Origin of the sequence: Streptomyces sp. CB00316 (genome assembly GCF_001905595.1) — a bacterium.
GTDB lineage: Bacteria > Actinomycetota > Actinomycetes > Streptomycetales > Streptomycetaceae > Streptomyces.
The window spans coordinates 546,189-570,988 of the sequence record NZ_LIXI01000003.1; the positions used below are offsets into that span (position 1 = coordinate 546,189).

Genomic DNA, 24,800 nt, shown 5'->3' on the forward strand with positions numbered 1-24,800 from the left:
GCAGCTTCACTATTGCCCTCCAAACCGCTCGCGACTCGCTGGTATGCCCGGGAGGAGTCTTCGAGCAGGGCATCGGGGAGATCGGCCGGCGAGTCCTGTCGACGCTGTCGCCCGCACGGCGAAGCCGCGTCAGCACCCGCAAGGTGAAGTCACCCATCTCCCGTTATGCGGAGAGAAAATTGGACGGTCGACCCGACGGCAGCAAGGTCGTGACCTCGACGACGATCACTCTCCTGCCACCCCCACTGCCGCAGCCCGCACTGCCCGCGACGACCGACCGGGAGAACACCGGCAATCGCATGGCACGTGTCCTGACCATTCTGCAGGCGGAGCCCGAACGACTATGGCGCTCACGGGAGATCGCCGTGCTCCTCGGCGACGTCACCCTCGCCGCCACCTATCGCCAACTTGCCCGCTGGACCGAGAGAGGAAAGATCAAGAGAGTCCGCACGGGCCGCTACGCGGCCATCACGCAGATCCCGAACCCCTTGCGTGACCAGCGAAAACGCCAACTACCCGGCCTTGGGAAAACTTCAGGGTGCTCCTACGCTTGGTCTGCGGCCTTTTCAGATGTCATGTGCGCAGGTGCACGGCTCGGGTGTGCCTGTCGTGGACTCTCGGCTCGTAGAGCCTCGACTTCGCCTCGTAGTTCGGTCAGTTCCCGGTGCAGTGCCTGGATGGAGACGATGGCCACGCCGTTGGCGTCGGTGCAGCAGATCGTCCGGTCGTTTCTCACCGACCCCGAACGCTTTCCACCAGTCCTGCGCCATGGGGCCCAGGTGGCGTACGTGTGGCGGGTCCCAGTGGTACCGCCACGTGCTGACCGGTAGCTGCAGCACCTGTTCCAGTACCTGGCAGCCGTTGACCGGATCGCTACGCTGGACCAGAACTGGCGGCACTGGCCCGCCACCTCGGCCGCCGCGAACACATGGACAGCCCGAACTCTCGGGCGTGGGTGATGTCCGCGCAGCTGCCTGGCCTGGTCGGGCTGCAGAACAGCAGCCGTCCGTCCCCGTCGGTGAAGACCATGGTCTTCACGGCGTTCTGCTTGTTCTTGCCGGAGATGAACCTGTCCCGGTCCTTATGGCCGACGGCCGGGCGGCGAACACGGATCTCGGTGCCGTCGATGATGCCGGTCTTTCCGGCCTGGCCGAGATGATCGACGACCTCGGCGAGGGTTCGCAGCCGCACGTCGGGGCTGATGGTGCATCCCCGCTCCGCGAGCAGGGGCCGCACCTTGCCGATGGCCCGGCTGACAGTCGAGCGGTCCACGCCGAACCAGCAGGCCAGCACGTCATGAGTAACCCCGTGGCGAAGGTGCACGAGCGTGGCCAGGAGCCGGTCGACGAAGACCATGCGGTGCTTCGCACCAGCGCCAACCGTACGCTTCCGCGGCCTGGACGCAAGCCTGGCCTGATGACGTTCATGCCACAACGGCCCCACCTCAGCGACGATTTCGGCGATCACAGCGGCCGACAAGCCTGTGATCCTCCGGTCGCTGCTGATCGCTGTGCGCGTCACGTTCCCCACCACACAGCCATGATCGCCGATCCGAGATCGACATCTCGCCGCTAACCGTGTACGAGGTCGCTAGTCGGCCTCTTGCCGCTGGTAGTTGCCGCGCTGCTGGGACGTCTTCTCGCAACCGCAGCCTGACCCACCCTGGCGAGCCAATGCGGTCACAGCTCCCGCCGAGCCCGTGAAGTGATCTGCTTCACACCCTGTCACAGCGACCGATGGTGCGGTGACTTATGGCCGAGCACCCGGAAACAGAGGAGGCATTATGACTGGGAACACGCACGTGGTAGTGATCGGTGGCGGATACGCAGGCGTGATGGCCGCGAACCGGCTGACGCAGCGCGACGACATGGCCGTGACGCTGATCAACCCGCGCCCGGACTTCGTCCACCGGCTCCGCCTGCACCAGCTGGTGGGCGGGTCCCACGACGCGGTCGTTGCCTACCAGGACGTCCTGGCCGAGGGCGTCCGGTTGACGGTCGACACCGTGACCCGGATCGACGCGGCCGGGCGCAGCGTGACACTGGCAGTCGGCGGCACGCTCGACTACGACTACCTGATCTACGCCGTGGGCAGTGGCAGCGCCGAACCGAGCGTGCCAGGGGCGGCCGAGTTCGCCCACCAGATCTCCACCCTGGAGGAGGCACAGCGGCTGCGCCTGGTCCTCGACGCCGCCCCCGCGACGGCCCCGGTGACGGTGGTCGGCGCCGGTCCCACCGGCATCGAGACCGTCGCCGAGCTGGCCGAGGCCGGCCGTATGGTGACCCTGGTCTGCGGCAGCGTACTCGGCCCGTACCTGCACACCCGGGGCCGGCGCTCGGTCGCCAAGCGGCTGGCCAAGCTCGGGGTGACGGTCATCGACGGCTCAGATGCGAAGGTGACGACGGTGACGAGCGACGCCGTGCGGCTCGCAAACGGCCGTGAACTGCCGAGCGAGGTCACTATCTGGACCGCCGGCTTCGGCGTTCCAGACCTGGCTGCCCGCAGCGGGCTGAGCACCGACGCAGTGGGGCGCCTGCTCACCGACGAGACGCTGACCAGCGTGGACGACGAGCGCATCCTCGCGGCCGGGGACTCGGCGGCACCCTCGAACCTACCGCTGCGGATGAGCTGCCTGAACGCGGCGCCGCTGGCCGCGCGAGCCGCTGACACCGTACTCAGCCGACTCGCGGGTGAGCAGCCGGACAACCTTCACCAGGGTTTCTACGCCCAGTGCATCAGCCTGGGCCGAAGCGCGGGCATCTACCAGTTCGCCAACAGGTCCGACGTCGCGGTGAGGCTGCACATCGACGACGGTCTGGGTGCCAGGATCAAGGAAATGGTCTGCACGGGCGTCATCAAGTACCTGGCCGACGAGGCGCACAAACCCGGTTCGTTCCGCCTGCACCGCGTGCCGGGCGGGGTCAGCAAGCGCCGGCAGCTGCTGCGCGCCAACCGCATCGAGACACCGGCCGCCGCCGCCGACCGGGCAGCCTGACCGGTGCGTGCTGCGAGGGTCGTGCTGTGGACGCGCGAACGCGGTCGGCCGCCAGGGCCGACCGCGAAGGACGAGAAGAAGGGACCAGAAATGAGCGACGGTGCCACCGACCCGGCGACCGAGGCGTTCCTCACCCACCGCAATCTGCTCTTCACCGTCGCCTACGAGGTACTCGGATCGGCGGCCGACGCTGAAGACGTCCTCCAGGAGACCTGGCTGCAATGGGTCAGGGCCGACCGGGGGCAGGTGCGCGACCAGCGCGCCTTCCTGGTCCGGATCACCACCCGCCAGGCGCTCAACCGGCTGCGCACCATGAAGCGCCGCCGGGAGGCATACGTCGGCTCCTGGCTGCCCGAGCCGCTGCTCACTGCGCCGGACGTGGCCGAGGACGCCGAGCTCGCCGAGAGTGTGTCGATGGCGCTGATGCTCGTCCTCGAAACGCTGACACCGACCGAGCGCGCCGTCTTCGTGCTGCGCGAGATCTTCGACATCGACTACGACGAGATCGCAAGGGCCGTCGACAAGAGTCCCGCAGCCGTACGCCAGATCGCCCACCGAGCCCGTCGGCACGTCGATGCCCGCCGCCCCCGCCGAGCGGTCTCCTCGAACGAAAGCCGGGCAGTCCTGGAGTCATTCCGGTGCGCCGTCGAAACCGAGGACCCGCAGGCCCTCCTTGAGGTACTCGCCCCTGACGTCGTCCTGATGAGCGACGGCGGCGGCATCAAGCACGCCGCACTGCGGCCGGTCACCGGCGCCGAGCGGGTGGCCCGTATGTTCGCCGGCGGCATCGGCAAGGTCGAAGGCACGATCACCACCGAACCGACCGTGATCAACGGCCGCTCGGCACTCCTCGTGCGCCTGGACGGCGAGATCGACGGCGTCATGGTGATCAGTGTCGAGAACGCCCGTATCACCGGCCTCTACTACGTGCGCAACCCCGAGAAACTGTCTCACGTCACATCCGTGACCCCGCTCACGCTGCGCTGAACATCACTGGTCCCCGACACGCGGAGGGCGTTCCTGCCAGGACCCCTCACAACGATGTGACGAGGGCCGCTGAGAGGCCGCACCTTCACACCAGGCCCTTCGTCAGCTGACCGCCGGGGAGACGACCGATGGGCCATGCAAGCGAGCGAAGGGGAAAATCATGAAGGCAGTGCGCTACCACTCCTACGGCGGCAGCGACGTCCTCGTCTACGAGGAGGCAGACCGGCCGGTGGCAGGTGTGGGCCGAGTAGTGGTGCAGGTAGCCGGCACCTCGTACAACGACGCGGACTCCGGCCTCCGGGCCGGATTGCGACAGGACCTGCTTCCACTTGCCCTCCCGCACATCCCAGGCCTCGACCTGTCCGGAGTCATCACCGAGGTCGGCGAGGGCGTGCCCAACTGGAGCATGGGGGACGCGGTGGTCGCACTTCTGCCCGCGGCCGCTCCCGGCGCGGCCGCCGAATACGTCGCCGCACCCGCCGAGGCGCTGGCCACCGCCCTCCGCACCGTCGAGCTGACCGACGCCGCGGCCCTGCCCCTCGTCGGGCTGACGGCATGGCAGGCCTCGTTCGAACACGCCGACCTCAAGCCCGAGCAGAGGGAGGCCACGGGCACCTCGTACCTATGCCAGGGGGACAAATGCAACGCGGCGAAGTCTGGTGGGTGGAGTTCGACGAGCAGCGGCCGGTCGTGCTGCTGTCGGAGACGACGCGTCCGGGATCCAAGTGATGCAGGTCGTCGCTCCGGCGGGCGTCGACATCACCGGTCTGGGCGTCGAAGTGGCAGTAGGCGCCATGGAAGGACTGCCCTGTGAAGGCGTGCTGCGGTTCGCGTTCCCGCGCCCAGGCTTTACCCCTTGCATGTGGCTGACCACCGTGTCCCGGGACGACCTGATCGAGCGGGCTGGCGCCCTGTCCTCCGCGAAACTCAGCGAGATCGAGGATGCCCGCCGTCTCGGGACAGGCGAAGTAGCCGACCGCAGCGACGGCCGCGAAGCTAAGCGAGATAAGGGAGGTCCTCCGTCTCGGTGGACTCGGGTAGGCGGAGAAGGAACAGACGCCCCCGATGGCGTGGTCAGGCTCGTCCAGATGATCGACACAGGCCACCTCTGTCCTCGGCGCCCCTCACCATCGAGATCACGATCTACGGCTGGAGTAGCCTGCGCCGGCGGCGCCGTCAGCCGTGACCAGGTGGACGAGTGGCCCGCCGAACAGCACCGACGCGCCGAGACCGGCCGCTAGTACTCCAGCAGGCGGGCGGCTGCTTGGCGTCGGCGGCGCCAGTTCGACCAGCTCAGCGCGTGGTGCAGTCCCCGGTGTCCGCTCAGGTGCGGAGGCCGGGCGCGACAAGCTGCCAGGAGTCGCCGAACCTCCGCCACTGTGAACCCGATGACCCCGGCCGTCCCATCTGTTCCGCCCCCCTTTTCCCCGGCTTGGTGCGCCGTGGCGGCCAGGAAGGCGTGCGCGAGCATGGCCAGGGTGATGTGCCGATACCAGCCCACGTAGCGGCGGAGGTCTACCGCGCCGGCTCGAGTTCGGCCATCTCGTTCCAGCCCTGGCCCGGGACCTCGACGTTGATGATCTCCGGGGTGGTGGCGATGGCCGTCGCCATCGATTCCATGCCGGCCCGGAAGTGGTCGGAGGCCACATGGGCCGCGCCCGCGTCGGCGTCGGCGAAGGCCTCCAGGAGCGTGAACCTGTGGGGGGCGTCGACGCCGCGCGACCAGTCGTAGAAGAGATTTCCCGGCTCGGCGCGGGTCGCTCGTGTGAAGTCGTCGACGATGTCGAGCCAGCGGTCGCTGTACTCGGGAAGGACTGTGAACCTGACGGCGATGAAGATCATGCCGTCCAGGGTGACACCACCGATATCGGAGGACCACCCGGGGCACGCCGCGTTCCGGCTCTGCCGGAAAACGGTCGTCCGCTCAGAGCAGCGCGGTCGCCGCGGCCCGCGCCAGTGCCGCCCGGATCTCCCCGTGCCGCCGCCGGAAGTCGGAGGTGGGCAGCGACACCGACAACGCCTGCACCACGCCGTCCGGGCCGTCGGCCGGGTGCGGCAGCGTGGTCGCCAGGCAGGTGAACGCCGGGTCCGCCTCGCCCATCGATACCGCGAGGCCCTGCCCGCGGACCTGCGCGACCTCCGCCTCGAAACGTTCGGCCGTCGTGATCGTGCGGCCGGTGAACCGGGCCATGCCGTGCTCGGCCAGATACCGCCGCCGCGCCGTCCTCGGCAGTGCGGCGAGCAGCACCTTGCCGTGCGCGGTGGCGTGCGCCCGTGTCTCGGGTCCGGGCAGAAAAGGGTGGGCGAGGTCCGTCAACGGCACCGTGCTGTCGATCATGACGATCCGGCCGTCCCGGTACGCCGTGAAGTACGCCTCCGCCCCGGTGGCCCGCCGCAGTCGGGGCAGCAGCTCGGCGATCTGCGGCGCGAGCCCCAGGTGTCTCCGGTACGACTGGTGCAGCGCGGCCAGACGCGGCCCGGGGGCGTAACCGGCGCCGGTCCGGACCAGATGGCCGCGGGCCGTCAGGGGTCCCAGCAGGTGGTACACGGTCGACAGCGAGCATCCCAGCCGCCGGGCCATGGCCTTCGCCCCGACCGGCCCGGGAGCGTCCGCCACGGCGTCCAGGATCTCCAGCGCGCGGTCGACCGACTGCGGCACGGCGGGGCCGCGGGCGGGGGCGGGGCGGGGCATGGCTCTGTTCCTTCCGGGCGTACGCGTTCTCCGAGTCTAAGCGGCGGTGCGGCCGCCCCCGGCCTCGTACGCCCCCCGGCGCCCCCGTGAGACGCCGAGACGGCGATGGCCCGCACCCTTGGCAGAAGGGCGGGCCGAAGGTGAGCCGACTGGGCCGGCCTACGGGTCCAGAGGACCGGTTTCCGGCGGGAGTGGACTCTGCTGCGCAATTCGTTCAGGCGGAGAGTCGGTAGCTGAGTCGTTCGAGCCTGCTGGTGCGGGGGCGGTCGAGGGGGCCTGCGGTCCAGTGGGCGTCGAGCCTGATCACGTTGAGTGCGGTGGCGGAGAAGGTGTGTTGGAGGCGGACTTTCGGTCCCACTGGTCGGAGAGGATCGGCAGCCCATCGACCTGGAGGACGTCGAAGGCCAAAGCGCGCAGGTTCGTCGATTCCTGGAGGGGCTCAGGCTCGACCCCGACCACCGAGAGGCTTTGGATGGGGGCTTGATGGATGAGTTTGCGGTCCGCTCGTTGTTCGCGGCCGCTGTGCCGGGCGATGGGGTGAAGGCCACGTCGATTGCCAGGGTCCGTCCGCGCTGGTCGTGCGCGCGGCTGCGCGCCGGTCCCAGGGGGCGTATCGCTGAAGATGCGGGCGGGATGGCTTGTTAGCAACCCTTCCGTACGGATCGGGCGGAGGCGTCCATGGGGTCGCGCCTCGGTGGCTGCCTTTCCAAGACCCTTGGGGGACACGGTGGAAACGCTTCTGCAGACAAAGTGGTGCAGCTTGCAAATATCTACGCAGAGCAGCAGTTCGCGCCCACCTTCCAGCCAACCTCGTTACGCAGAATCATTATCCGCACACTCTGAGTGTCTAGCTGGCTAGGCTTCTCGCAGCGGATGCGCCAGCCCGTCGCGTAATGGGGGAGGGCGGAGGGCTTCCGTCTTTCCCTTGTACCGCGAGTAGAGGGTTGGCCTGCTGTGACTGCACGCGTCGAAGATGTACGGAAGTTCCTTGTCCAGACGGATCCGGGAGGCGCGGTCGAGATCCCGGTGTCCGTGTTCGCCGACCCCGACGCCGCGGCGCTCGTCTTTCCGGGCAGCACTGTGCGGATCGACGGTGCGGTGTGCGATACGCAGGCCCTTACGGTAGGCGGGCAGGCCAGAATCACCGCATCCTCGGCGCCGGTGGACGTCGCGTTCACCGCCGATGGCGGACGAGTGACCGGAACGCTGGCCAGAGTTGATCTCGGCGAGGGCCGCGTTCTGGTTCTGGTCGACGGCGCTCCGCACGGAACGGATCTGCCGGTGGGGGCCTGGGCCTTGGCGGACGGCCGGGTGCTGCGATTGACCAGGCGTACCCCCGCGTTGCCGGTCGACCCCGAACGCCTGGACGGCCTGGGCCGCGCTCTGCTCGCCAGGCAGCCCCGCAACCGGGCGGACAGCGACCGCACCTCCTGCGCGCTGGTGACCGAGCACGGCATCCTCACCCCCCGTCCCGGGCCGCGGCGCCGCAAGGGGATGCGGGTCTTGGAGGCGCCGTCGGTGCGCGGCTGGTCGCCGATCGGTACCCCTGGCGGCGAGAACGGTCTGAGCGTCGACTACTACAGCCCGCCGCTGCGGATTGCTGGTGCACTGACGGCGCTGCCGGCTTCCCCGCCGTACAAGACGGTGGTCGGCGGGGTGCTGCTGGTGGACACCGGCGCGTTCAGCGGCGCGGCGATGGGCGCCTACGTGGTGCCCGGCTCCGGTGCGGATCCGTCGCTGTTCGCCTACGGTTCGCTGGGCAGCCAGATCGGTTTCGGCCCGCCGCTGTTCCAGGTGCGCGGGATCTCGGCGGGGTTCGGGTGGAACAGCCGTGTGCGGGTGCCGGCCGCCGACGCTCTGGACGACTTCCCGTTCCTGATGGCCTTGGACAATCCGGGGGCGATCGGCGCCGATGACGATGAGGTCGACCCCCTCGAGGTCCTCAGCAAGCTGATCGGCGGCTCACTTCCGTGGGTGCGGCCGCAGGAGGGCGACCTGTGGTTCGCGGCCGGTCTGGCCTTCGACTGCTTCGAGACGTTCAGCGGCCGCGCCATGGCGCTGGTGCAGACCGGCTCCGACCTGACGATCAGCCTGCTCGGTGCGGCCGGGATGCAGCTGCCCACCAAGAGCAACAAGAAGATCGCCCGGGTGGAGATCGGCATCGAGGCCACGTTGCGGCCGACGGCCGGGGAGCTGAGCATCGGGGCGGCGTTCACCGAGAAGACGTTCCTCATCGACCCGAACTGCAAGCTGCGCGGCGGCGTCGGCATGAAGTTCTGGTTCGGCAACCACAAGAACGCCGGCGACTTCGCGTTCATGCTCGGCGCGATCCCCGCTGGACGGGAACTGCCCGCCCGCTACCCCAAACAGCAGCCCGCCGGCATCACCTGGGGCGTCGGCTCCACCGTCAACATCACCGGCAACGCCTACGCCGCGTTCACCCCCAAGTCCCTGATGGCCGGCGGTTCCCTGGACGTCGTCTTCCAGTCCGGGATGCTGCGCGCCTGGCTCACCGCCCGGGTGGACGCCCTGCTGGAGTGGAACCCCTTCTACTTCGACGTCGGCATGGGCCTCCGGGTCGGGGTCTCGGCGACCATCAAGGTCTGGTTCGTCAAGATCAGGATCTCGGTCGAGGTCGGCGTCAGTGTCCGCGTCTGGGGCCCTGCGGTCGGTGGTGAGGCCACCGTCCACCTGTGGTTCATCTCCTTCACCATCGGCTTCGGCGCCGACCGCCGCAACCACACGCCGGCACTGGACTGGGGCGGCTTCCAGGGCATGCTGCCGCCGCCGGAGAACATGGTCCGCACCACGGCGATCGCCGGCTACGCCGGCGAGGGCGCCCCGGCCACCCGCGGTGCGGTCAAGCCGTGGCTGGTCAGCAACGGCGGCTTCACGTTCACCGCCGACACCCAGGCCCCCGTCAGCAAGGTGTACCTGAACCAGGGCAGCGACACCATTGAGGCCACCACCGGCGATGCGGTGGACATCCTGCCCATGCACCTGCTGGGCAAGGGCAGCGAACTGCGCGTCTGGCTCACCTACAACGCCAAGCCCGCGGCCCTGGCGTCCTGGGGCCGCACCATCCTGCACGGCAACGTGCCGAACGGCCTATGGGGCCAGCGCCCGGACGCGTCCGACGACGGGATCATCCCTGACCGGATCCTCGGGATCCGCCTGACCTCACCGCCGGTCGACCACGGCACCTCCACCGGTTTCCTCGACGAGAAGGCCATCTCCTTCGACCCCATCAACCCCGACGGCAAGCAGCCGCTGTCTGGGGAGCCGGCCACGGGCCCGGTGCCGACGCGGCCCGGCGGGGTGATCGCAGCGATCCACAACGGCATCGACACCCCAGTCACCCGCGACAGCCGCGCCGCCCTGGCCCAGGCGCTCAAGGGGCTCGGTACGGACCTCGGCGCTCTCCACAGCGAGCTGCCCGCCTACGCCCACGCCGCCGGCACCGCGTTCACTGCCGAGCCGATGCTCGTCGCCGGCTGACGCGACGCGTACCACTGGGCCGCCTCATAGGTGGGGCGGCCCCGCCTCGCCACGCGCCTGCGCACGGTGCCCCGCCCCGCCCTCCGCCGCGTTCTCTCGAAAGGCACGCCCTGTGACCACCACAACCGAACCCGCCTCTCCGCCGCGTCCTACCGAGCCGGCGGGCCAGCACCGCACACGGTTCTTCGACCACCGCATCCCCTCCCTCTACGCCGGCCGGTACCGGATCGACAACCGGCAGGTCCTCAAGGACGTCGACGGCACGGACCGGACCGTCGATGCCACCCCGCAGCCATTCGATGTCGTCCAGCCGCGCTTCAGCTTCGACCCGACGGGCATCAACGCGCAGTTCCCCGTGCCGGACGCGGTGGGCACCTACAGCCAGACTCTCGCCCACATCAACCTCGACGCCCCGGGCCTGCCGTGGGCCCGGCTGCTCGCTGAGGACCAGCCGGGAGCCGTCCCGTGGATGGCGCTGCTGCTGTTCCGCGAGGACGAACTGCCCGAGGACCCGGACGCGGTGGGCCTGGTCAAGACGGGCACCGTGCGCGAGCTCCTGGAGGGGGCCCACGGCCTTGGAGCGGTGCCGGTCATCGCCCCGGGCAGCATGCGTCCTGACGAGTACGACGAGCAGTGCGCCTCCGTCCTCGTCCCGGCCGCGCTGTTCGACGCGGTGAAGCCGCTGCCGGTGGAGATGGGTTACCTGGCGCACCTGCGCGAGGGCGGGCGCCCCGACGCCGACCACACCCGCGCCGGCGCGGACCCCGAGCCGGACGAGGGCGAACTCAACGCTGTCCTCGTGGCCAACCGATTTCCCGCCGCCATCGGGGGGCGTCACGTCGTCCACCTCGTTTCCCTCGAAGGCCACGAGCGGCACCTGACCGGACCGGCGCCCACCGACGGCGTACGCCTGGTCTCCCTCGCCTCCTGGTCCTTCACCACCGAACCCGACTCCGGCGTCGGCTTCGGCGACCTCGCACAGCACCTGGCCGCCACCGACGACGGCACCGGCGACGAACCCCTCCCGCGTCCCGCGGACGAGCTGCGCCTACGGGTGCCGACCACGGCACCGGCCAACCCGGCCGGAGCGCAGAAGGAAGCCGTGGACCGGATGGCGTCCGGGGCCGTGGCCCTGCCGCAGCGCCTGGAGACCGGCGAGCGCACCCTTGCCTTCTACCGCGGCCCGCTCACCGCGCAGCCGGCCCAAACCCCGCCCCCGGCGGCCGCCACTCGCCTGGACTCACCCGGTGAGGCGCTGATCTACCTGCAGCGCTACGGCGTGTTCGACACCGCCTACGCCGCCGCGTTCACCACCGGCCGCACCCTCGCCCTCGCCGACGCCGAATTCCGCAACGCCCTCCTGGAGTTCCGCTCCGCGGCACGCTCCGCGGTTCGGCGTCTGGCCTCCCACCCGCAGCTCGCCCACGCCGCCGCGGGCACGCTGAGCTGCCGTCACCTGACCGCGCCGCTCGCGTTCGAGGCATTCGACCGGCTCCTCACTGACGGCGACGCCCGCTCCGGTGTCGCCCGCCTCAACCAGGCCCTCGACCAAGCCGGCCCGCAGCTGCGCGCCGGCCGCCGCCGCACGGGTGTTCGCACCCGTCGCGGCCCCGGGGATGCGCGTGCCGTCCTGGCCCAGCCCGACCTCGCCGGCCTGCTCACCCAGGCCGCCCCGGACGACTTCAAAAAGGTCACCGACTGGCTGGACGCGCTGCGCCGCCTGGAACTGCTGAGCCTCTCCCACCTGGTCCCCGACCCCCGCGCGCTGCCGGCCGAGAGCATCCGCTTCGCCTACCTCGATCCCGCGTGGGTGCGGGCCGCGGTGGACGGGGCGGTGAGCGTCGGCGTCGGCCACGCCCTGGACGCCGACCTCAACGCTCTGGCGACCGGCGGCGGTCCGGTGCCGAAGTGCGCTGTGCTCGTCAACTCCAGCCTGGTGGAGAACTGGCCCAAAGCCATCGTCACCGCCCACAAGGGCACCGAAGTCGTCGGACCCGTACGTGAGGCCGTCTTCGGCACGCAGATCCGCCTGGCGCTCTTCCCCGAGGTCATCGACCGCTTCGAGCTCGCCGAGCCCCCGCGGGGTCTGTGCTTCGGCATCGGAGACCTCGGCACCATCGAGCTCCGCGAAATCACCGGAGATCGCATCGGGCACCCGATGGGCGAGTTCCCTCCGCCACCGCCTGCCGACGACAGCCGCTTCCGGCGCTTCCTGCGCCCGGGCGGGAAGGATGTCCTCAATGTCGACGGTACCGGCGACGCCTTGGTGCCCGCCCTCTCCAGCGCGCACGGGCTCACCGGTGGGCAGCGGATCTCCTCCGCGCAGTTCGCCCTGCAGATGATCAACGCACCGCAGGCCCAGACCTTCTCCCGGCCCTGACTCCACGTCCCCGCGCTGCACTGCCAATGCGCTGACCGAAAGGACCTCGGGCCATGTCCGTGGACACCACCCTCATCGTGCCGGTCGAAGTGGCGGCCCTCGCCGTGAACCGGGCCACCCGCGACACCGGTACCCCGCACGTGTTCCACCGCTGGATCACCAACTTCAAAGACGTCGGCCAGGGCGTCCCTGCCGAGCCCGCCCCGTTCTCCAGCCCTGAGGAGTGGACCGGCCGTGAGGACCGCCTCGGCGTCTACCTCCAGTGGGAGCTGCCCGCCGCCCTCACCCGCGGCCGCCACGACGAGGAAGAGGGCATCGGGGACTTTCCCCTGGTGCCCAACCGGTGGCTCGTCGTCCGCCGCACCGACTGCACCGGCAAGCTCAAGGCGTGGGTCGTTGAGAGCGACTACCTCGACCCGATGGACGGCAGTGTCTCCTTCCAGGATCCTGACAGTGAGGAACCGGCCGCGACCCTGATCGGCAGGTGCCACGAGCTCACCGGACCCTGGCGCGAGCCATCCGGCCGGCGCGAGCCGTTCCTCACTGCGATCGGCCCCGGACTGCTGACCTTCTCGGTCTTCCAGCCCTACAACACCAACGTCTTCTCCCTCCACGACACCCTCCTGGACGCCCCTGAGGGGGAACTGCCCGGGCGGGAGCGGCTGAGCTACTTCGTCGCCGGCTGGTACGCCCAGCCGGACAGCGACATCCTCGCCGGTACCGACGACCTGGCCGCGCTGCTGGAGCGCCTGCGGTGGCGGCCGCCGGTGGGCTCCGGCAGCGGCATCCGCTCCTCCGTCTACTCCGGCACCGTCCTGGGCCTGGACTGGGACCCGACCGGCCCCGTCCCCGACTCGCCCTGCCCTGAGCCGGCCGACGTCACCCCGATCGTGTCCAACAGCATCGCCGAAGCCGTCGGCGAGCTGGGCGCCCGGGCCGACGGCCAAGGAGCGCTGTCCGCGGATGAGGCCGACCTGTTCCGGGCCTTCCTCCTGGGAGGGATCGATGCCCTGGAGGAGAGCGACCGGCCCGAGGCCGACATCCTCACCGGCCGCCGCGCCCACGACAGCGCCTTCGGTCCGGTCGCCGGCGGGTACCGCTGGTTCATCGGCGAACGCGGCGAGGAGACGGGCCGCACCATCTCCCGCGCGACCCGCGCCGCGGAGGCCGACGCCGTCGCCGACCTCAACCGCCGCCAAGCCGCGCATGACGCCACCGAAGCCGAACTCGACGCCGCCCGCGAGCGCCTCTACCACCTGTGGTGGCTCAGCCGCCTGGAACGCCGGTCGGACGAGTTCAATGCCCGTGTCGACGACGAACTCGATGTCGGCAACGCGGACGGCGCGGCCGGCCGTGTCGTCGCCCTCGCCCGCGAGGTGGCCGAACAGCGCGCAGAACTGCCGTGGGGCAAGAGTGAAGCGGACCTGGCAGCGCGCATCGACGCCCTGTACCCGGCCTACGGCGCCCGGGCCGCCCGCCGCCTGATCCGCATCCCGGCCGAGGACTTCGAGTACAGCGCCGACCCGGTCCTCACCCTGGAAGGCGCCAACCTCCACGCGCCCCTCACCCGCGACACCGCCCTGCCCTGCCGCACCCCCGAACGTGTAGTCACCCGGGCTTCCGGCATCACCACCGCCGACGTCGCGGCCACCGCGGCCCAGATCGACCTCACCGGCCAGCAGCCGCCCTGCTTCCCCGCGCTGCTCAGCGAGTTCCTCATCCTGGACCGCGCCCTGCGCAGCGGCGCGATCCGGGACGTCACCGGAACTCTGCCCGAGTACGGCACCCAGCCGTGGGAGATGCCCTGGCAGCCGCTGTTCCTGCTGTGGAAGGCCGAGTACTTCCCCCTGCCCTTCCGTGACGGTGACGCGGCGCACTGGGACTTCATCGAGGGCTCCCGCTACCAGTGGAAAGGCACCGGAGAGCCCGGCACGCCGCTCGTCGTCTCGGGCCGCCAGATGCTCGCCCCCACCGCCGGCCACATCATCGACGGCACGCTGCAGACCTACGCCCGCGTACGCGCTCAGCTGCCCGCCGACGCCGTGCTGCGTGTCCGTTCCCAGGCCCGCGAGGCGAACTACCTCTCCCAGACCCTCGACGGGTTCGGCGCCGCTATCGCCCAACGCCAGCCCCTGGCCGGCCTCCAGCCATCCGGCGACTTCCGCGGCTTGATCGGCAACGGCGACTACCCCCCGCCGGACCCCGGGCCCCTCAAGTCCAGCGACTGGGACCCCGACCCCGTCTCCACCTTCCAGGACCTGCGCGCCGGCCAGCTCGCCTTCCTCGACGTCGCGGTCGTCGACCGCTTCGGGCGCTCCGTCAATCTCATCGCGGCCGACTCCACCAGCTTCCACCCCGAGATGCCGGACACCATGCGTCCGGCCCACCCCGTCAGCGACGACACCCCCGAGCGGCTGGTCGAACTGGGACCGCGCCTGCTCCAGCCGGCCCGCCTGCGCTTCGACTTCCTCGCCGCGACCACCGACGAGGACACTGACCTGACACCGGGTACCAATCCCGTCTGCGCCTGGCTGCTACACAACCGCCTCGACCAGTCCCTCGTAGTCCACGCGCCCGAGGGGGCGGCGCTCGGTGAACTGCGCGTCACTTTGAACACCGCCAGCCGGCGGGAAGTCTCCTGGTCCGCCCTGCCCGGCTCTGAAGTGACCCGCTTCGAACAGCTGGAGGCACTGGCCCCCCACCCCTACCGGCTGCTGAACACCGTGAAGACCCGCGGCCCCGCGACTTTCGACGCCTTCCGCGCCACGCTCGACCGTACCCTTGAGACCATCGACCCGGACGGCCCGGCCGACCCCGGCCTCGGCTTCCTCCTCGGCCGCCCCCTCGCGCTGGTCCGCACCCGCCTCACCATGAACCTCCGTGGCCCCCTGCGCACCGACGTCAGCTGGCACAACCTCTTCGAACCCACCCCCTCCCAGCTGCCCGGCTACCCGTGGGCGATCCGTCTCGGCGAGGCGCAGCAGAGCGACGACGGCCTGGTCGGCTATGTCCTCGACAACGACTACGAGCACTTCGAGACGGTCATCGACCCGGCCCCCGGTGCCGGGGAGTACCTGCGGCCCATCGGCGACAAGCCCAGGCTCGAGCTGGACTTCGGTGAGAACAGCACCGCGGTCGCCACCGTGCTGCTCGACCCACGAGCGGCCGTGCACGCCACCACCGACATCCTGGCCACCAAGAAGGTTTTCGTCCCACAGGAGTTCACCGACCAGGCGATCACCCGCATGAGCGTGAACTTCCGCACCGGACCGCTCCTGGCCGCCACCACCGCCCTGCGCGGCCCCCAGGACGAGAGCGAGGAGACCGTCCTCATGCCGGCCCCGGCCGGCGTCCTCGGCACCTGGACCTGGTCGGAGAACCGCGGCGGTGAGTGGGAGAAGCTGCCGATCCTCACCCAGGACCAGTACGACCTGCCCCTGGCGGAACCCGAGATCCGTTCCGGCTTCCTCACCCTCGACGACGCCGCCGCCCATACCCGCGCCGCCCGCTGACCACCACTCCCGACGCCACGCGCCGTTCCTTCCCGGGGCGGCGCGTCCGCGAGACTCCAAGGAGCGCTTTGTGACCGTAGTGATTCAGACTCAGGATGCCGACACCTCGGCGGCCAATGACCCGTTGCTGTCGTACACCGTCTCCACCAGCCCGAGCCCGCTGAAGGCGTCGCCGGAGGATCCGCAGGCGCCCGAGGAGATCGGGGAGGTGGTGATCTCGGTCGCCCGGCAGAGCGGCACGCCGGCGGATGTCGAGTGGATCAGGGTGAAGGTCCCGGCCGGGACGATGGCACCCGACCTGGCCACCGACCTCAACAAGATCAGTCCCCGGATCAGCCTCACCGGTTGGACCGTGCGTCTGGACGCGTCGGCCAAGGAGTTCGTCTGCACGCCCGCCGGCAGCAACGCGCCGATCGGCCCGGACACCGGATTCACCATCCAGCTGTCCGACATCCCCATCAGCCGCAAGGTGGGAACCGCCCCGATCACCGTCACCGAACGCTCCCGCACCGGAAGTTCCGCCTTCCAGGACCGGCCCAGCGTCTTCAACCTCGGCAAGTTTCCCGCCGACTTCTACCTGCGCAACTTCCTGTGCGAACCCTCCGTCATCAACAACGGCGGCGACATCAAGCTCACCTGGGAACGCTCCGCCAACGCCACCTACGAACTCCTCTACGGTGACGTCAACCGCGACGTCACCAACCGCACCAGCCTCGACCTCGAAGGCATCAAAACCGACACGACCTTCTACCTCCGTGCCACCACCGGAGACCCCACCAACCCCGTCATCCGCATCCTCTCCACCCAGCTCACCGTCATCAAACCCGACCTCGACATCGGCAACCTCACCGTCAACGGCAATGTCATCGCGAAGGGCAACGTCACCATCGCGACGGGCAAGCAACTTGCCGTCCCTAAAATCGTCGGCAGCGGCGGTGACATCGAAGTGGGCAGCAGGCTACGCCAGACGTCTGGCGGCATCTCGGTCGACAGCGGTGGCCTGACCGTCCAAGGAAGCGCCACCATCTCGGGCGGACTCACCGCCACGACAATGACAGCCCGCAACAGCCTGACCGTCGGCCTCCCGGCCGCCAGTGCCTTCCCGGAAAGCAACACCAGTGCCACACCGGACAAGATGCTGGACGGCCAGGACGACACCTTCTACCAGTCACGGCTGATCCCACGGACCGGAGACTGGGCGATGATCGAGCTGAAAGACACCAAGACCGTCACCCGGGTACAGATCGTGCCCTCTCACGACGCGAGCCTCGTAGGACGGGTCGAGACATCACTCGACAAAAGCACTTGGACCCCACTCGGCGACTACACCAGGGGCGGGTTCGACCTCACGATCCCGAACGGGCGCGCAGCCAAGTACGTACGTCTCCTCGTCACCACAAACCAGCTTGTGGTGTTCCAAATCAGGCATTTCATTGTCACGCCGAGCTTCGCCTTCACCGCGGGCTCCTGAGCTGCGAACCTCTGCCTCCCCGCCCCCGCGACAGCGCACCAGTGCAGAAAGCGCCCCTGCTGGAAGCAGAGCCTCGCCGTGAGGTGCGTCGCGGGGCCGCCGGAGGGCGATCACAGAAGACGCCCGGCAATGTGGCGAAAGTCGTCCGCACCACGCGTCTGCCCTCCCGGACCCGGCGACCAGCCGGAACGACACCGTGTCGTAGGCCATGCGCGGGTCGCCCTTCCGCTGGCGGATCACGCTCGAACGATCCGTTGCTGTCGTACACCTCCAGTGCTCCACCGCCACCAGACGGCCGAAGCACACCTGCTTCCACTCCCCAGCACACCTGCTTCCACTCCCTAGCAAGCGTGCTGACCAGGACGGCCAGCCGCTCGTCCTCCGCAGCGCCGAATGAGTGCAGCGACTTGAGTGGACCACCGACAGCATCGCGTTCAGGATTCGGCCCAGGCTCTGCGTAGCCCGCCCGTGGTGACGGCCGTCACCACGGGCGGGCTCGCACCTCTACCGGGGTAGCTGCGCGGTACGTTCCGGGTGGGCGGCGCTGATGTACCGCATTGCGGTCTGAGCGGCGATGCCGAACAGACGCATCAGGTGAAGCGGGTCGTCTACCTCGAACGCCTCGTCGCGGATCCGGTCCTGCCGCAGTGTCGGCATCGTGAGCCCGGTGGGCCTGAAGGCGGTGCTGAACGTGTTGATACCGACGGGCGAGTGCGTGGTGTCTACTGCGGTCCATCTGTTGATCAGCAGATGCGGGTTGGTCGTCACCGGCCAGCGCCGGTGACGTTCGCGGATCCAAGCGGAGGCGCAGCGGTAGTTGAGTTCGTCCAGGTAGATGACGTGTCGCCTTCCAATCGTCGCACGACGAGCCCCTCGCGGGACAGGTCGAGGTCGGTGAGCGGCAACCGGCGAATGTCGGTGCCACTGAGCGCATGGACGCAGACCAGCACCATCACGAAGCGCTGGAAGTCGTCCTTGGCATGGCTGAGGACGTCGGCCAGCCGGTCCGAGGGCACGGAAGGCGGAGTCTTGTTGATCCCGGCGAAGACGAGGCCCCGGGTGGGATCGCGGAAGATCACGCCCTCCTGCCGAAGGGCCCGGAAGACATTCCGCAAGACGATGTGGATCGAGCGGGCCGGCGTCCCCTTGCGGGTGGCGATGGCCCGCTTGACGTCGTCGCGGGTGATCTCGCGCAGGCTCTCGGCGCCGGCCGCCAGCCACGCCTTGAGGATCGGATCGAGAACATGCCAGTAGCGGACGATGCTGCGGTAGGTCCGGCCGGCATGCTCCCACTTGCCCTCTCCGCGCACGACCTTGATCCAGACCGAGAGTCCCTGTGCGATCGTCTCGGGCAGCGCGGCGAGCTCGGCCTCCAAACGCTTCTGATGCGCATCCCGCGGAACCCGGCATCCGGGACCAGCAGCCCTCGGGTTTCAAGGAACTGTGTGACCCGCCGCCCGCTGAACTTCAGGGGACGGTTGTCGACGAGCGCCCGGATGTCGGTCTCCAGCAGCGGGGCCACTGTCGAGGTCGGCGAGCAGCCGCTTGGCCGAGTCCGTGAGCGTCGGCAGATCCTGCCGCGCCAGTTCGGCCACCGGGCGCCAGTCTCGCCGGAGCTCGAACAGCCTCCATTGCCCAGGGCCCGTCAAGTGCTCGGAGACAGGGGGACGTCGTGTAGGCGGGGCCACGTCAGGGTGACGCAGGCTTGTGGGCGCCGGGACCGGTGAACCGAGCCACAGCTGGGTTCCGAACCGGGCCATGTCTCCTGAGATGTAGTTGGCCATGTGCCAGCGGCAGCCGCGGCAGTGTCCGCCGGCGAGCGGCAGGTCCACACGGTGGCAGCGGTCACACCCTCCCGGGGACGCCGGGAGGTTCCCTCTCTTGCGGAAGGCGAAGGACGAGCAGGGCTCGCAGGTGACCGTCGTCTTCGCGGTGAACCAGCAGCCGCACTGCCGGCAGGACCTCGATGTCATCGTCCGGGGCGGCCGAACACGGCGCGTAGTCCGTGGCCGCTGGGGGCGGTCAGATTCGTGAGGCTCTGGCAAAAGCCTGAGCATCCCCGCCCGCAGAAGGACCGCCCGGACGGACCGGCCGTAGTTGGGGATGTCGTCGAGGAGCAGTTCGTCGACGAGGTCGTCGCCGTCTGTGTCGCGTATGGCGAGCGCGAGGTCCAGCATCTCGTGCAGCTTGCGCTGCATGGGTTTGCTGATGCCGGTCTCCGCCGCGAACGCAGCCGTGTGCTCGACGACGTCGCGATAGCCGGCGAGCGGCCTTTGCAGAATGCGCCGACAGACATCGATGGACAGCATCCGGCGGACCGGGAAGAGCGGAAGCTGCCCCGGGACAGTGGGTGGGAGGACCGCAGGGTCGTCCCGCGTCGGGGCCGCGGCCGCGCGTATGTGTTCCACCCAGTGCAGCCGCTCGCGCTGATCGACGCCGGTGCGGCCGGTACCTTTTCAGGGGTTGGGCGTGGGTGGGGGCGAGGCCGTAGCAGAGGAACATCAGCTGGCGACTGAACGGGCCGGCGCCTTCGGGGTCGGTGACCCATTCGGCGTCGGCTTCGAGCCGGACAGCGTGCAGACATGCCCGGCACAGGCGGTCGGTGTTGAGGTATCCCGTGTGGCGGCAGCGCAGGCACACGCCCTGCGCGGGATGGTTCCTCCGCCACTCCGTGCACCCCTGGCACACCGTTGTCCCGAGCTTCCCCCGGCCCTTGCAGTCCGGGCACTGGCGGGGTGAGATCTGGCCCGCATCGGTCAATTCGGCGGCAGTGAGCGAGGGCTGCCCTGTCGACGGGGCGTCGGCCGTACGGGACCCCCGCCAGAGCCTTCAGCTCCCACGGCCTTCGGCAGTGCCTCGCTCTCCCCTGCAGCGGCTTCCAGGGGCTCGGCCTGGAGCAGATCGCCAACGGTGCAATTCAGCACCGCACAGATCTTGTCCAGGTCGTCGAGCCGCACCGTGACCGGTGTGCCGCTCCACATCGCTGCGACCTTGCTCAGCGACGGGGTGAACCCGGCCGTCTTGAACGCCTCCAGCAGCTCGGTGGGACGCCACAGGTCTCGCTGAGCGGCCACCATCCTGAGATTCCACTTCACCGAAGGTTCCCCTTGTCCATCACCAGGCGCTGGCCGCCCGCGAGCTCGCTGCAACATTGGCATGCTCGGGGTCGGCCTGTGCAGTCGCCATATACCGAAGAGTCGTAGTGGCCCAGTGGTGGCCCAAAATGCGCTGGACCTCCCACAACGTCATGCCTCGCTCGTACTTGTGGGTCGCGCAGGCGTGCCGCAGAAGGTGCGGGAAAAGGTCGGTGACCGGGCCGGTCAGGTAGCTCGCGGCCGCCGCGTGGAGCTGGCGCCGGAACATCGAGGGTGTGATCGCCGGCGCGATCGGCAGGTTCAGCGCCGTTATCGCCTTGGGTTTCCGCTCAGACGGCCACAGGGGCGCCGACGGGTGATCGGCATCGTCGCCGAACTCCGCCCAACCTCCTCGATCTACCACCAGCAACTCGCGCCCCTCGCGGAACAGGTACGCCTCGCGGGGCCGCGGCCCCGAGCCGCGAGCGCCCTTGCCCTGGACGACGAACCGGCCCCACTGGCCGTGTTCCCAGTGGACGTCGCCGATCGTCACCGGGCACAGCTCTGCGGCCCGGACACCGGAGATGTATGCGATCTTCGTCATGACGTAGTCGCGACAGGCCACGGCGTACTTCCGGGCATACGGCAACTGCTCCCGCCACCGCGCGAAGAACTCCTTCATCGCCGTCTGCGAGGGCGGGATCCTCAGCCCGAAGTCCCCACGGTGAACGGGCCTGTTGAACGGGCCGACCGGTGGCTCCACCGTCGCCCCGAACCGCATCATGATCTCGTGGGCGTAGCGCTGTTCGAGGAAGGCGAAGAACGCGTGGACCTGGGCCCTCCTCCGCGGCACGTGGCAGCGGCACGAGCGTGAGGGTGCGACCTTCGAAATCTGACACGAGCACAGAGATTACTGGAGTTTCATCGAACTTCGATCAGTTACTCGCAAATTCCTGGAGGTTGCGAAACGAGGGTCACGCACCCCGCTGACCTGCTGACGAGCGCCTCCACCGCTCTTGAAGGCTCTCCGGGAACCTGCACGTCATCCACTAACGAAGTACGCCGGGTGCGCCGCCGCGAGGGTCCGCATCGTCCGAGGAGAAGCGGACGCCGCCCTGCGCTGGAGCGCCCGAAGTCCATGGTTCCGTCACCGTTCAGGACGAGTAGTTCGCCGTCGAGGAGTCAGGCCCGCCGGGAGCTGGGCCGAGGCCGCCACGAGGTCGAGGAAGCGGTTCTGGACCAGCGCCCCCTTCCTGGTCTGAAGCAGGAAGGGGCCGCCCGCCCTGGTGGATGTGAAGGCGCCCGGTGCCCGTCCCACTTACCAGCACCGAGTCCGTCGCCCGCGCCACCCGCAGGCCAGGGCTGCCCTCACCGTTACACCTCCGACGCGTTGATTCGTCACGGGACCACGCCCACGCGGCCGTTACGGAATCAGAGAGTTGTAGACCTCGACCATCTTCGACTCGAACGGTGGTGCCCCTAGTTCCTGCGCGGCCGGCTTGACCTGCTCTTCCATGAAGCGCCGGAACGCCTCCTCCGACTCCCATACGTCAATGACCTGCCAGCCGCCCGTGTCGGCGGGCGCCGCAAAGTGGGCGATGAGCCCGGCGGGCGGATTCGTACGGTCCGGGATCGCCCGGTCGAAGCTTGCCTGGTAAAGCTCCTGGTTCCAGCCCTCGGCCTGGTTGACTACCAGAATCGCCATCTCAGTTCCTCGTTTCACGTGCGAAGACGGACATGAACGACGCTAGTGCCGCATCAGGCAACGTTCGCCCCGTTGTGACGCGCCGCCCCCGGTGTCGTCCGGGGCGGCGCGGTCACGGCATGCTGTCCGGGTGGCTGAACGTGTACGCGTGCGTGAGATCGATGACGACGAGGGCAGGCGGCTGCTGCGGATCGTCCGCCGGGGCAGCGGTTCGGTGGTGACGTGGCGACGGGCTCAGATGGTGTTGCTGTCTGCGCAGGGGATGTTGGTGGCGAGGATCGCCGAGGTGTCGTTCACCAGCGCGGACCGGGTCCGGGACGTGATCCACAACTTCAACATGGACGGTTTCGACTCGCTGTATCCGAAGTACAAGGGCGGGCGGCCGAGGACGTTCACGCTGCCCGAGTGGCGCGAGATCAAGAAGATCGCCAAGTCCAGGCCGACCGAGCACGACCTGCCGTTCTCGACCTGGAGTCTGACCAAGCTGGCGGACTTCCTGGTCGCCGAGGGGGTGGTCGACGACATCAGCCACGAGGGCCTGCGCATCCTGCTCCGCGAGGAAGGCGTCTCCTTTCAACGCCTGAAGACGTGGAAGACCTCCCGCGATCCGGACTACGCGGCCAAGAAGGCCCGCGTCGAGCACCTCTACGCGATCGCCGACGGCGAGGTCATACCCGAGGACGGTGAACCCGAAATCATCTTCTGCATCGACGAGTTCGGGCCCCTCAACCTGATGCCCCACCCGGGCCGGCACTGGGCCGAACGGGGCGGCAAGCACAAGGACCCCGTCCGCGAACCCCGCCGCAGGCGCCGGGCGACCTACAACCGCTACGACGGAGTACGGCACCTGTTCGCCGCCCTGGACCTGGCCAAGGACCAGCTCTACGGCCACATCAAGCCGATCAAGAAGCGCACCCAGTTCCTGGAGTTCTGCGCTACCTGCGAACCCTCTACCCACCCGAAATCCGTATCGCGATCGTCTGCGACAACTTCTCCCCGCACCTGACCACGAATAAGTGCCAGCGCGTCGGCACCTGGGCCGCGGCGAACAACGTCGAGATCGCCTACACCCCGACCAACAGCTCCTGGCTCAACCGCATCGAGGCCCAGTTCACCGCCCTGCGCTACTTCACCCTCGACGGCACCGACCACGCCAGCCACAAGGAACAGGGCAGCATGATCCGCCGCTACATCATCTGGCGAAACCGCCACGCCGACGACCGGCGCCTACGCGCCGTCGTCAACAGGGCGAACGTTGCTTGATCCGGCCGTGGTACTGAACGAGATCCAGACGTCAGGTGCCAGGTCCGGCCGGTTCGGCACCGGTCTGCGCTCCTCGGTCCAGGCGTCGCCGGCGATCTCTGTGGCAACGCGACGCCAGAACTTCACCGCGCCCGGGTTGGCATCCTGGAACGCGATCTCCCACGGCCCCGGATGCCGGGCCACGATGCCCTGAGCAGCGTGCATCCCGGTCCCCGCCCGTCGTGCCCCGCGCACCACGAAGAAGCTGTTCATCACGCGCGTCGGACCAGTCAGACCGCGGACGAACGCAAACCCGATGGGCCGGTCAGCGCTCGTCAGGAGATACGGTGCCCGGTCGGGGCCGGAGAAGGCCATGTGAAGCCATTCGTCTCGGAAGGATCCGTCGGGGTTGGGCAGGTCACCTTCCAACTCCGACATGTCATGTCGGAACATCAGCCATAGGCGTTCAGCTACGGGCTTGTCGGCAAGGTCTGCGAAGCGCAGGGAGATGTCTGACACGAGACTCCGTGGTGGGGGTGGTCGAATTCAGCCCGAGAAAATCTGTTTCCGGGCATGAAAAAGCCTCCCTGGCGGATACGAACTCCGGACCGGGAAGGTTAGTTACTCAAGGAAAATCTAACAGGCAAGTGCACGGGCCTGTACTTGTATCGCTGCACGTCGAAGGTGGCCGCCCCATACCGCCCGGCCAAGCAGCCGGGCGGCGCGTCACACCACAACAGGGCCAACGTTGCCTGATGCGGCACTAGATCCGAGTGCGAGCGACCGCGAGCGGTGGCGATGGCTGCTTGCGCCGTCTCAGGTCCATGGCGAGCCCGCCGCGCAGCGCCCCCGGCCGGGGGATGGCCTCGCGGGCCTGGGCGAGCACGGCTCCACCGGGGGACGCAGGCCTTGCTTCTCGCTCCTCACCCTTCGGGCATACCGCTTGGGTGGACCAGGCGCTACCGGAAGTCCGCTGACGCCCGCCATATCTGGCTGCCGGTTCCTAATCGGGGCCAGAATGGGATTGCGCTGCTCATCCACTCGTCGACTTCCCGATGCGGGGGGTGATCACATGACGTTGTTCGCGGGTCCCCGGAGGGCAAGGCGAAGCACGAGGCGAAGAAGGCCGAGCGCAGGGCGGAGCTCCAGAAGCAAAGGCCAAGGCCCTCGGCCGTATCCCCCCGGACGAGCTGGCGGCGATCCCTCCCGGTACGTGATCGAAGATCAGGCTGATGCGTGCATTC

At 69.1% G+C, this 24,800-nt stretch carries 18 protein-coding genes and 4 pseudogenes; 10 read left to right on the top strand and 12 right to left on the bottom strand.

The genetic code is table 11. The features are described from left to right. Positions 1-566: 566 nt before the first annotated feature. Positions 567-899, bottom strand: a complete 333-nt coding sequence (locus tag AMK21_RS36840; protein ID WP_324613883.1) for a tail fiber domain-containing protein — start codon at positions 897-899, stop codon at positions 567-569. Then, a complete protein-coding gene (locus AMK21_RS10480; protein WP_234421884.1) occupies positions 874-1,521 on the bottom strand; it encodes a transposase in 648 nt (215 codons plus the stop codon). The genes AMK21_RS36840 and AMK21_RS10480 overlap by 26 nt, the downstream gene beginning before the upstream one ends. A 262-nt stretch (positions 1,522-1,783) precedes the next feature. Between AMK21_RS10480 and AMK21_RS10485 the strand changes: the two genes are divergently transcribed. The 4 genes and pseudogenes from AMK21_RS10485 (at position 1,784) to AMK21_RS35900 (ending at position 5,023) form a co-directional block, all read left to right on the top strand. Then, positions 1,784-2,995, top strand: coding sequence for an NAD(P)/FAD-dependent oxidoreductase (locus tag AMK21_RS10485; protein ID WP_073876487.1), 1,212 nt, complete (start codon positions 1,784-1,786; stop codon positions 2,993-2,995). 90 nt (positions 2,996-3,085) lie between these two features. Then, the gene (locus AMK21_RS10490; RefSeq protein ID WP_073876488.1) at positions 3,086-3,982 is read left to right on the top strand and encodes an RNA polymerase sigma-70 factor; all 897 of its coding nucleotides are present in this window, start codon (positions 3,086-3,088) and stop codon (positions 3,980-3,982) included. 160 nt (positions 3,983-4,142) lie between these two features. Beyond that, a pseudogene (locus tag AMK21_RS35895) lies at positions 4,143-4,463 on the top strand (alcohol dehydrogenase catalytic domain-containing protein); the annotation flags it as partial. Positions 4,464-4,621: 158 nt separating this feature from the next. Then, positions 4,622-5,023: pseudogene (locus tag AMK21_RS35900) on the top strand (type II toxin-antitoxin system PemK/MazF family toxin). A gap of 474 nt (positions 5,024-5,497) precedes the next feature. Here the strand turns inward: AMK21_RS35900 and AMK21_RS10510 are convergent. The 4 genes from AMK21_RS10510 to AMK21_RS34815 form a co-directional block, all read right to left on the bottom strand. Next, positions 5,498-5,824: a putative quinol monooxygenase gene (locus tag AMK21_RS10510; protein ID WP_073876490.1), complete on the bottom strand. Its 327-nt coding sequence runs from the start codon at positions 5,822-5,824 to the stop codon at positions 5,498-5,500. An 82-nt stretch (positions 5,825-5,906) separates the two neighbouring features. Continuing rightward, positions 5,907-6,674, bottom strand: a complete 768-nt coding sequence (locus AMK21_RS10515; RefSeq protein ID WP_073876492.1) for an IclR family transcriptional regulator — start codon at positions 6,672-6,674, stop codon at positions 5,907-5,909. A gap of 214 nt (positions 6,675-6,888) precedes the next feature. Then, positions 6,889-7,032: a hypothetical protein gene (locus AMK21_RS35080; RefSeq protein ID WP_158070714.1), complete on the bottom strand. Its 144-nt coding sequence runs from the start codon at positions 7,030-7,032 to the stop codon at positions 6,889-6,891. Between the two features lie 497 nt (positions 7,033-7,529). Continuing rightward, positions 7,530-7,940, bottom strand: coding sequence for a hypothetical protein (locus AMK21_RS34815; protein WP_143194852.1), 411 nt, complete (start codon positions 7,938-7,940; stop codon positions 7,530-7,532). Positions 7,941-7,994: 54 nt separating this feature from the next. On the opposite strand from AMK21_RS34815, the gene AMK21_RS35905 reads away from it, so the two are divergent. From AMK21_RS35905 to AMK21_RS10535, 4 genes are all read left to right on the top strand, one after another. After that, positions 7,995-10,172: a DUF6603 domain-containing protein gene (locus tag AMK21_RS35905; protein ID WP_143194853.1), complete on the top strand. Its 2,178-nt coding sequence runs from the start codon at positions 7,995-7,997 to the stop codon at positions 10,170-10,172. Between the two features lie 112 nt (positions 10,173-10,284). Further along, positions 10,285-12,552 carry a hypothetical protein gene (locus tag AMK21_RS10525; protein WP_199863153.1) on the top strand — a complete coding sequence of 756 codons (2,268 nt, stop codon included), beginning with the start codon at positions 10,285-10,287 and terminating at the stop codon, positions 12,550-12,552. Between the two features lie 53 nt (positions 12,553-12,605). Beyond that, positions 12,606-16,064, top strand: coding sequence for a hypothetical protein (locus tag AMK21_RS35910; RefSeq protein ID WP_234421885.1), 3,459 nt, complete (start codon positions 12,606-12,608; stop codon positions 16,062-16,064). Positions 16,065-16,134: 70 nt separating this feature from the next. Next, on the top strand, positions 16,135-17,535 hold the full coding sequence (locus AMK21_RS10535; protein ID WP_143194855.1) for a discoidin domain-containing protein: 1,401 nt from the start codon (positions 16,135-16,137) through the stop codon (positions 17,533-17,535). Between the two features lie 504 nt (positions 17,536-18,039). Here AMK21_RS10535 and AMK21_RS10540 read toward each other — a convergent pair. Next, on the bottom strand, positions 18,040-18,303 hold the full coding sequence (locus AMK21_RS10540; RefSeq protein WP_199863172.1) for a hypothetical protein: 264 nt from the start codon (positions 18,301-18,303) through the stop codon (positions 18,040-18,042). Continuing rightward, a complete protein-coding gene (locus AMK21_RS10545; protein WP_073876498.1) occupies positions 18,300-18,911 on the bottom strand; it encodes a hypothetical protein in 612 nt (203 codons plus the stop codon). Before AMK21_RS10545 ends, AMK21_RS10540 begins: the two co-directional genes overlap by 4 nt. Positions 18,912-19,565: 654 nt before the next feature. Between AMK21_RS10545 and AMK21_RS34825 the strand changes: the two genes are divergently transcribed. Next, a complete protein-coding gene (locus AMK21_RS34825) occupies positions 19,566-20,051 on the top strand; it encodes a hypothetical protein (RefSeq protein WP_143194856.1) in 486 nt (161 codons plus the stop codon). Positions 20,052-20,291: 240 nt separating this feature from the next. Here AMK21_RS34825 and AMK21_RS10555 read toward each other — a convergent pair whose 3' ends face one another. The 3 genes and pseudogenes from AMK21_RS10555 to AMK21_RS10565 form a co-directional block, all read right to left on the bottom strand. Continuing rightward, positions 20,292-20,630 (bottom strand): helix-turn-helix domain-containing protein, encoded by a 339-nt coding sequence (locus AMK21_RS10555; RefSeq protein ID WP_199863154.1) that lies wholly within the window; start codon positions 20,628-20,630, stop codon positions 20,292-20,294. After that, positions 20,627-21,485, bottom strand: a pseudogene (locus AMK21_RS10560) (tyrosine-type recombinase/integrase); the annotation flags it as partial. The pseudogene AMK21_RS10560 and the gene AMK21_RS10555, both read right to left, overlap by 4 nt. A gap of 547 nt (positions 21,486-22,032) precedes the next feature. Further along, entirely contained in the window at positions 22,033-22,314 is a 282-nt protein-coding gene (locus AMK21_RS10565; RefSeq protein ID WP_073876502.1) for a hypothetical protein, read from the bottom strand. A gap of 130 nt (positions 22,315-22,444) precedes the next feature. Between AMK21_RS10565 and AMK21_RS35365 the strand changes: the two are divergent. Then, positions 22,445-23,577 (top strand): annotated as a pseudogene (locus AMK21_RS35365) (IS630 family transposase). Here AMK21_RS35365 and AMK21_RS10580 read toward each other — a convergent pair. After that, entirely contained in the window at positions 23,542-24,075 is a 534-nt protein-coding gene (locus AMK21_RS10580; protein ID WP_073876504.1) for a GNAT family N-acetyltransferase, read from the bottom strand. The pseudogene AMK21_RS35365 and the gene AMK21_RS10580 sit on opposite strands and share 36 nt — an antisense overlap. Between the last annotated feature and the right edge of the window lie 725 nt (positions 24,076-24,800).

Excerpts from the sequence above, each read along its gene's own strand:
- AMK21_RS10485 (WP_073876487.1), top strand. The coding sequence starts at position 1,784 with ATGACTGGGAACACGCACGTGGTAGTGATCGGTGGCGGATACGCAGGC.
- AMK21_RS10490 (WP_073876488.1), top strand. The coding sequence starts at position 3,086 with ATGAGCGACGGTGCCACCGACCCGGCGACCGAGGCGTTCCTCACCCAC.
- AMK21_RS10510 (WP_073876490.1), bottom strand. The coding sequence starts at position 5,824 with ATGATCTTCATCGCCGTCAGGTTCACAGTCCTTCCCGAGTACAGCGAC.
- AMK21_RS10515 (WP_073876492.1), bottom strand. The coding sequence starts at position 6,674 with ATGCCCCGCCCCGCCCCCGCCCGCGGCCCCGCCGTGCCGCAGTCGGTC.
- AMK21_RS35910 (WP_234421885.1), top strand. The coding sequence starts at position 12,606 with ATGTCCGTGGACACCACCCTCATCGTGCCGGTCGAAGTGGCGGCCCTC.
- AMK21_RS10565 (WP_073876502.1), bottom strand. The coding sequence starts at position 22,314 with ATGGCGATTCTGGTAGTCAACCAGGCCGAGGGCTGGAACCAGGAGCTT.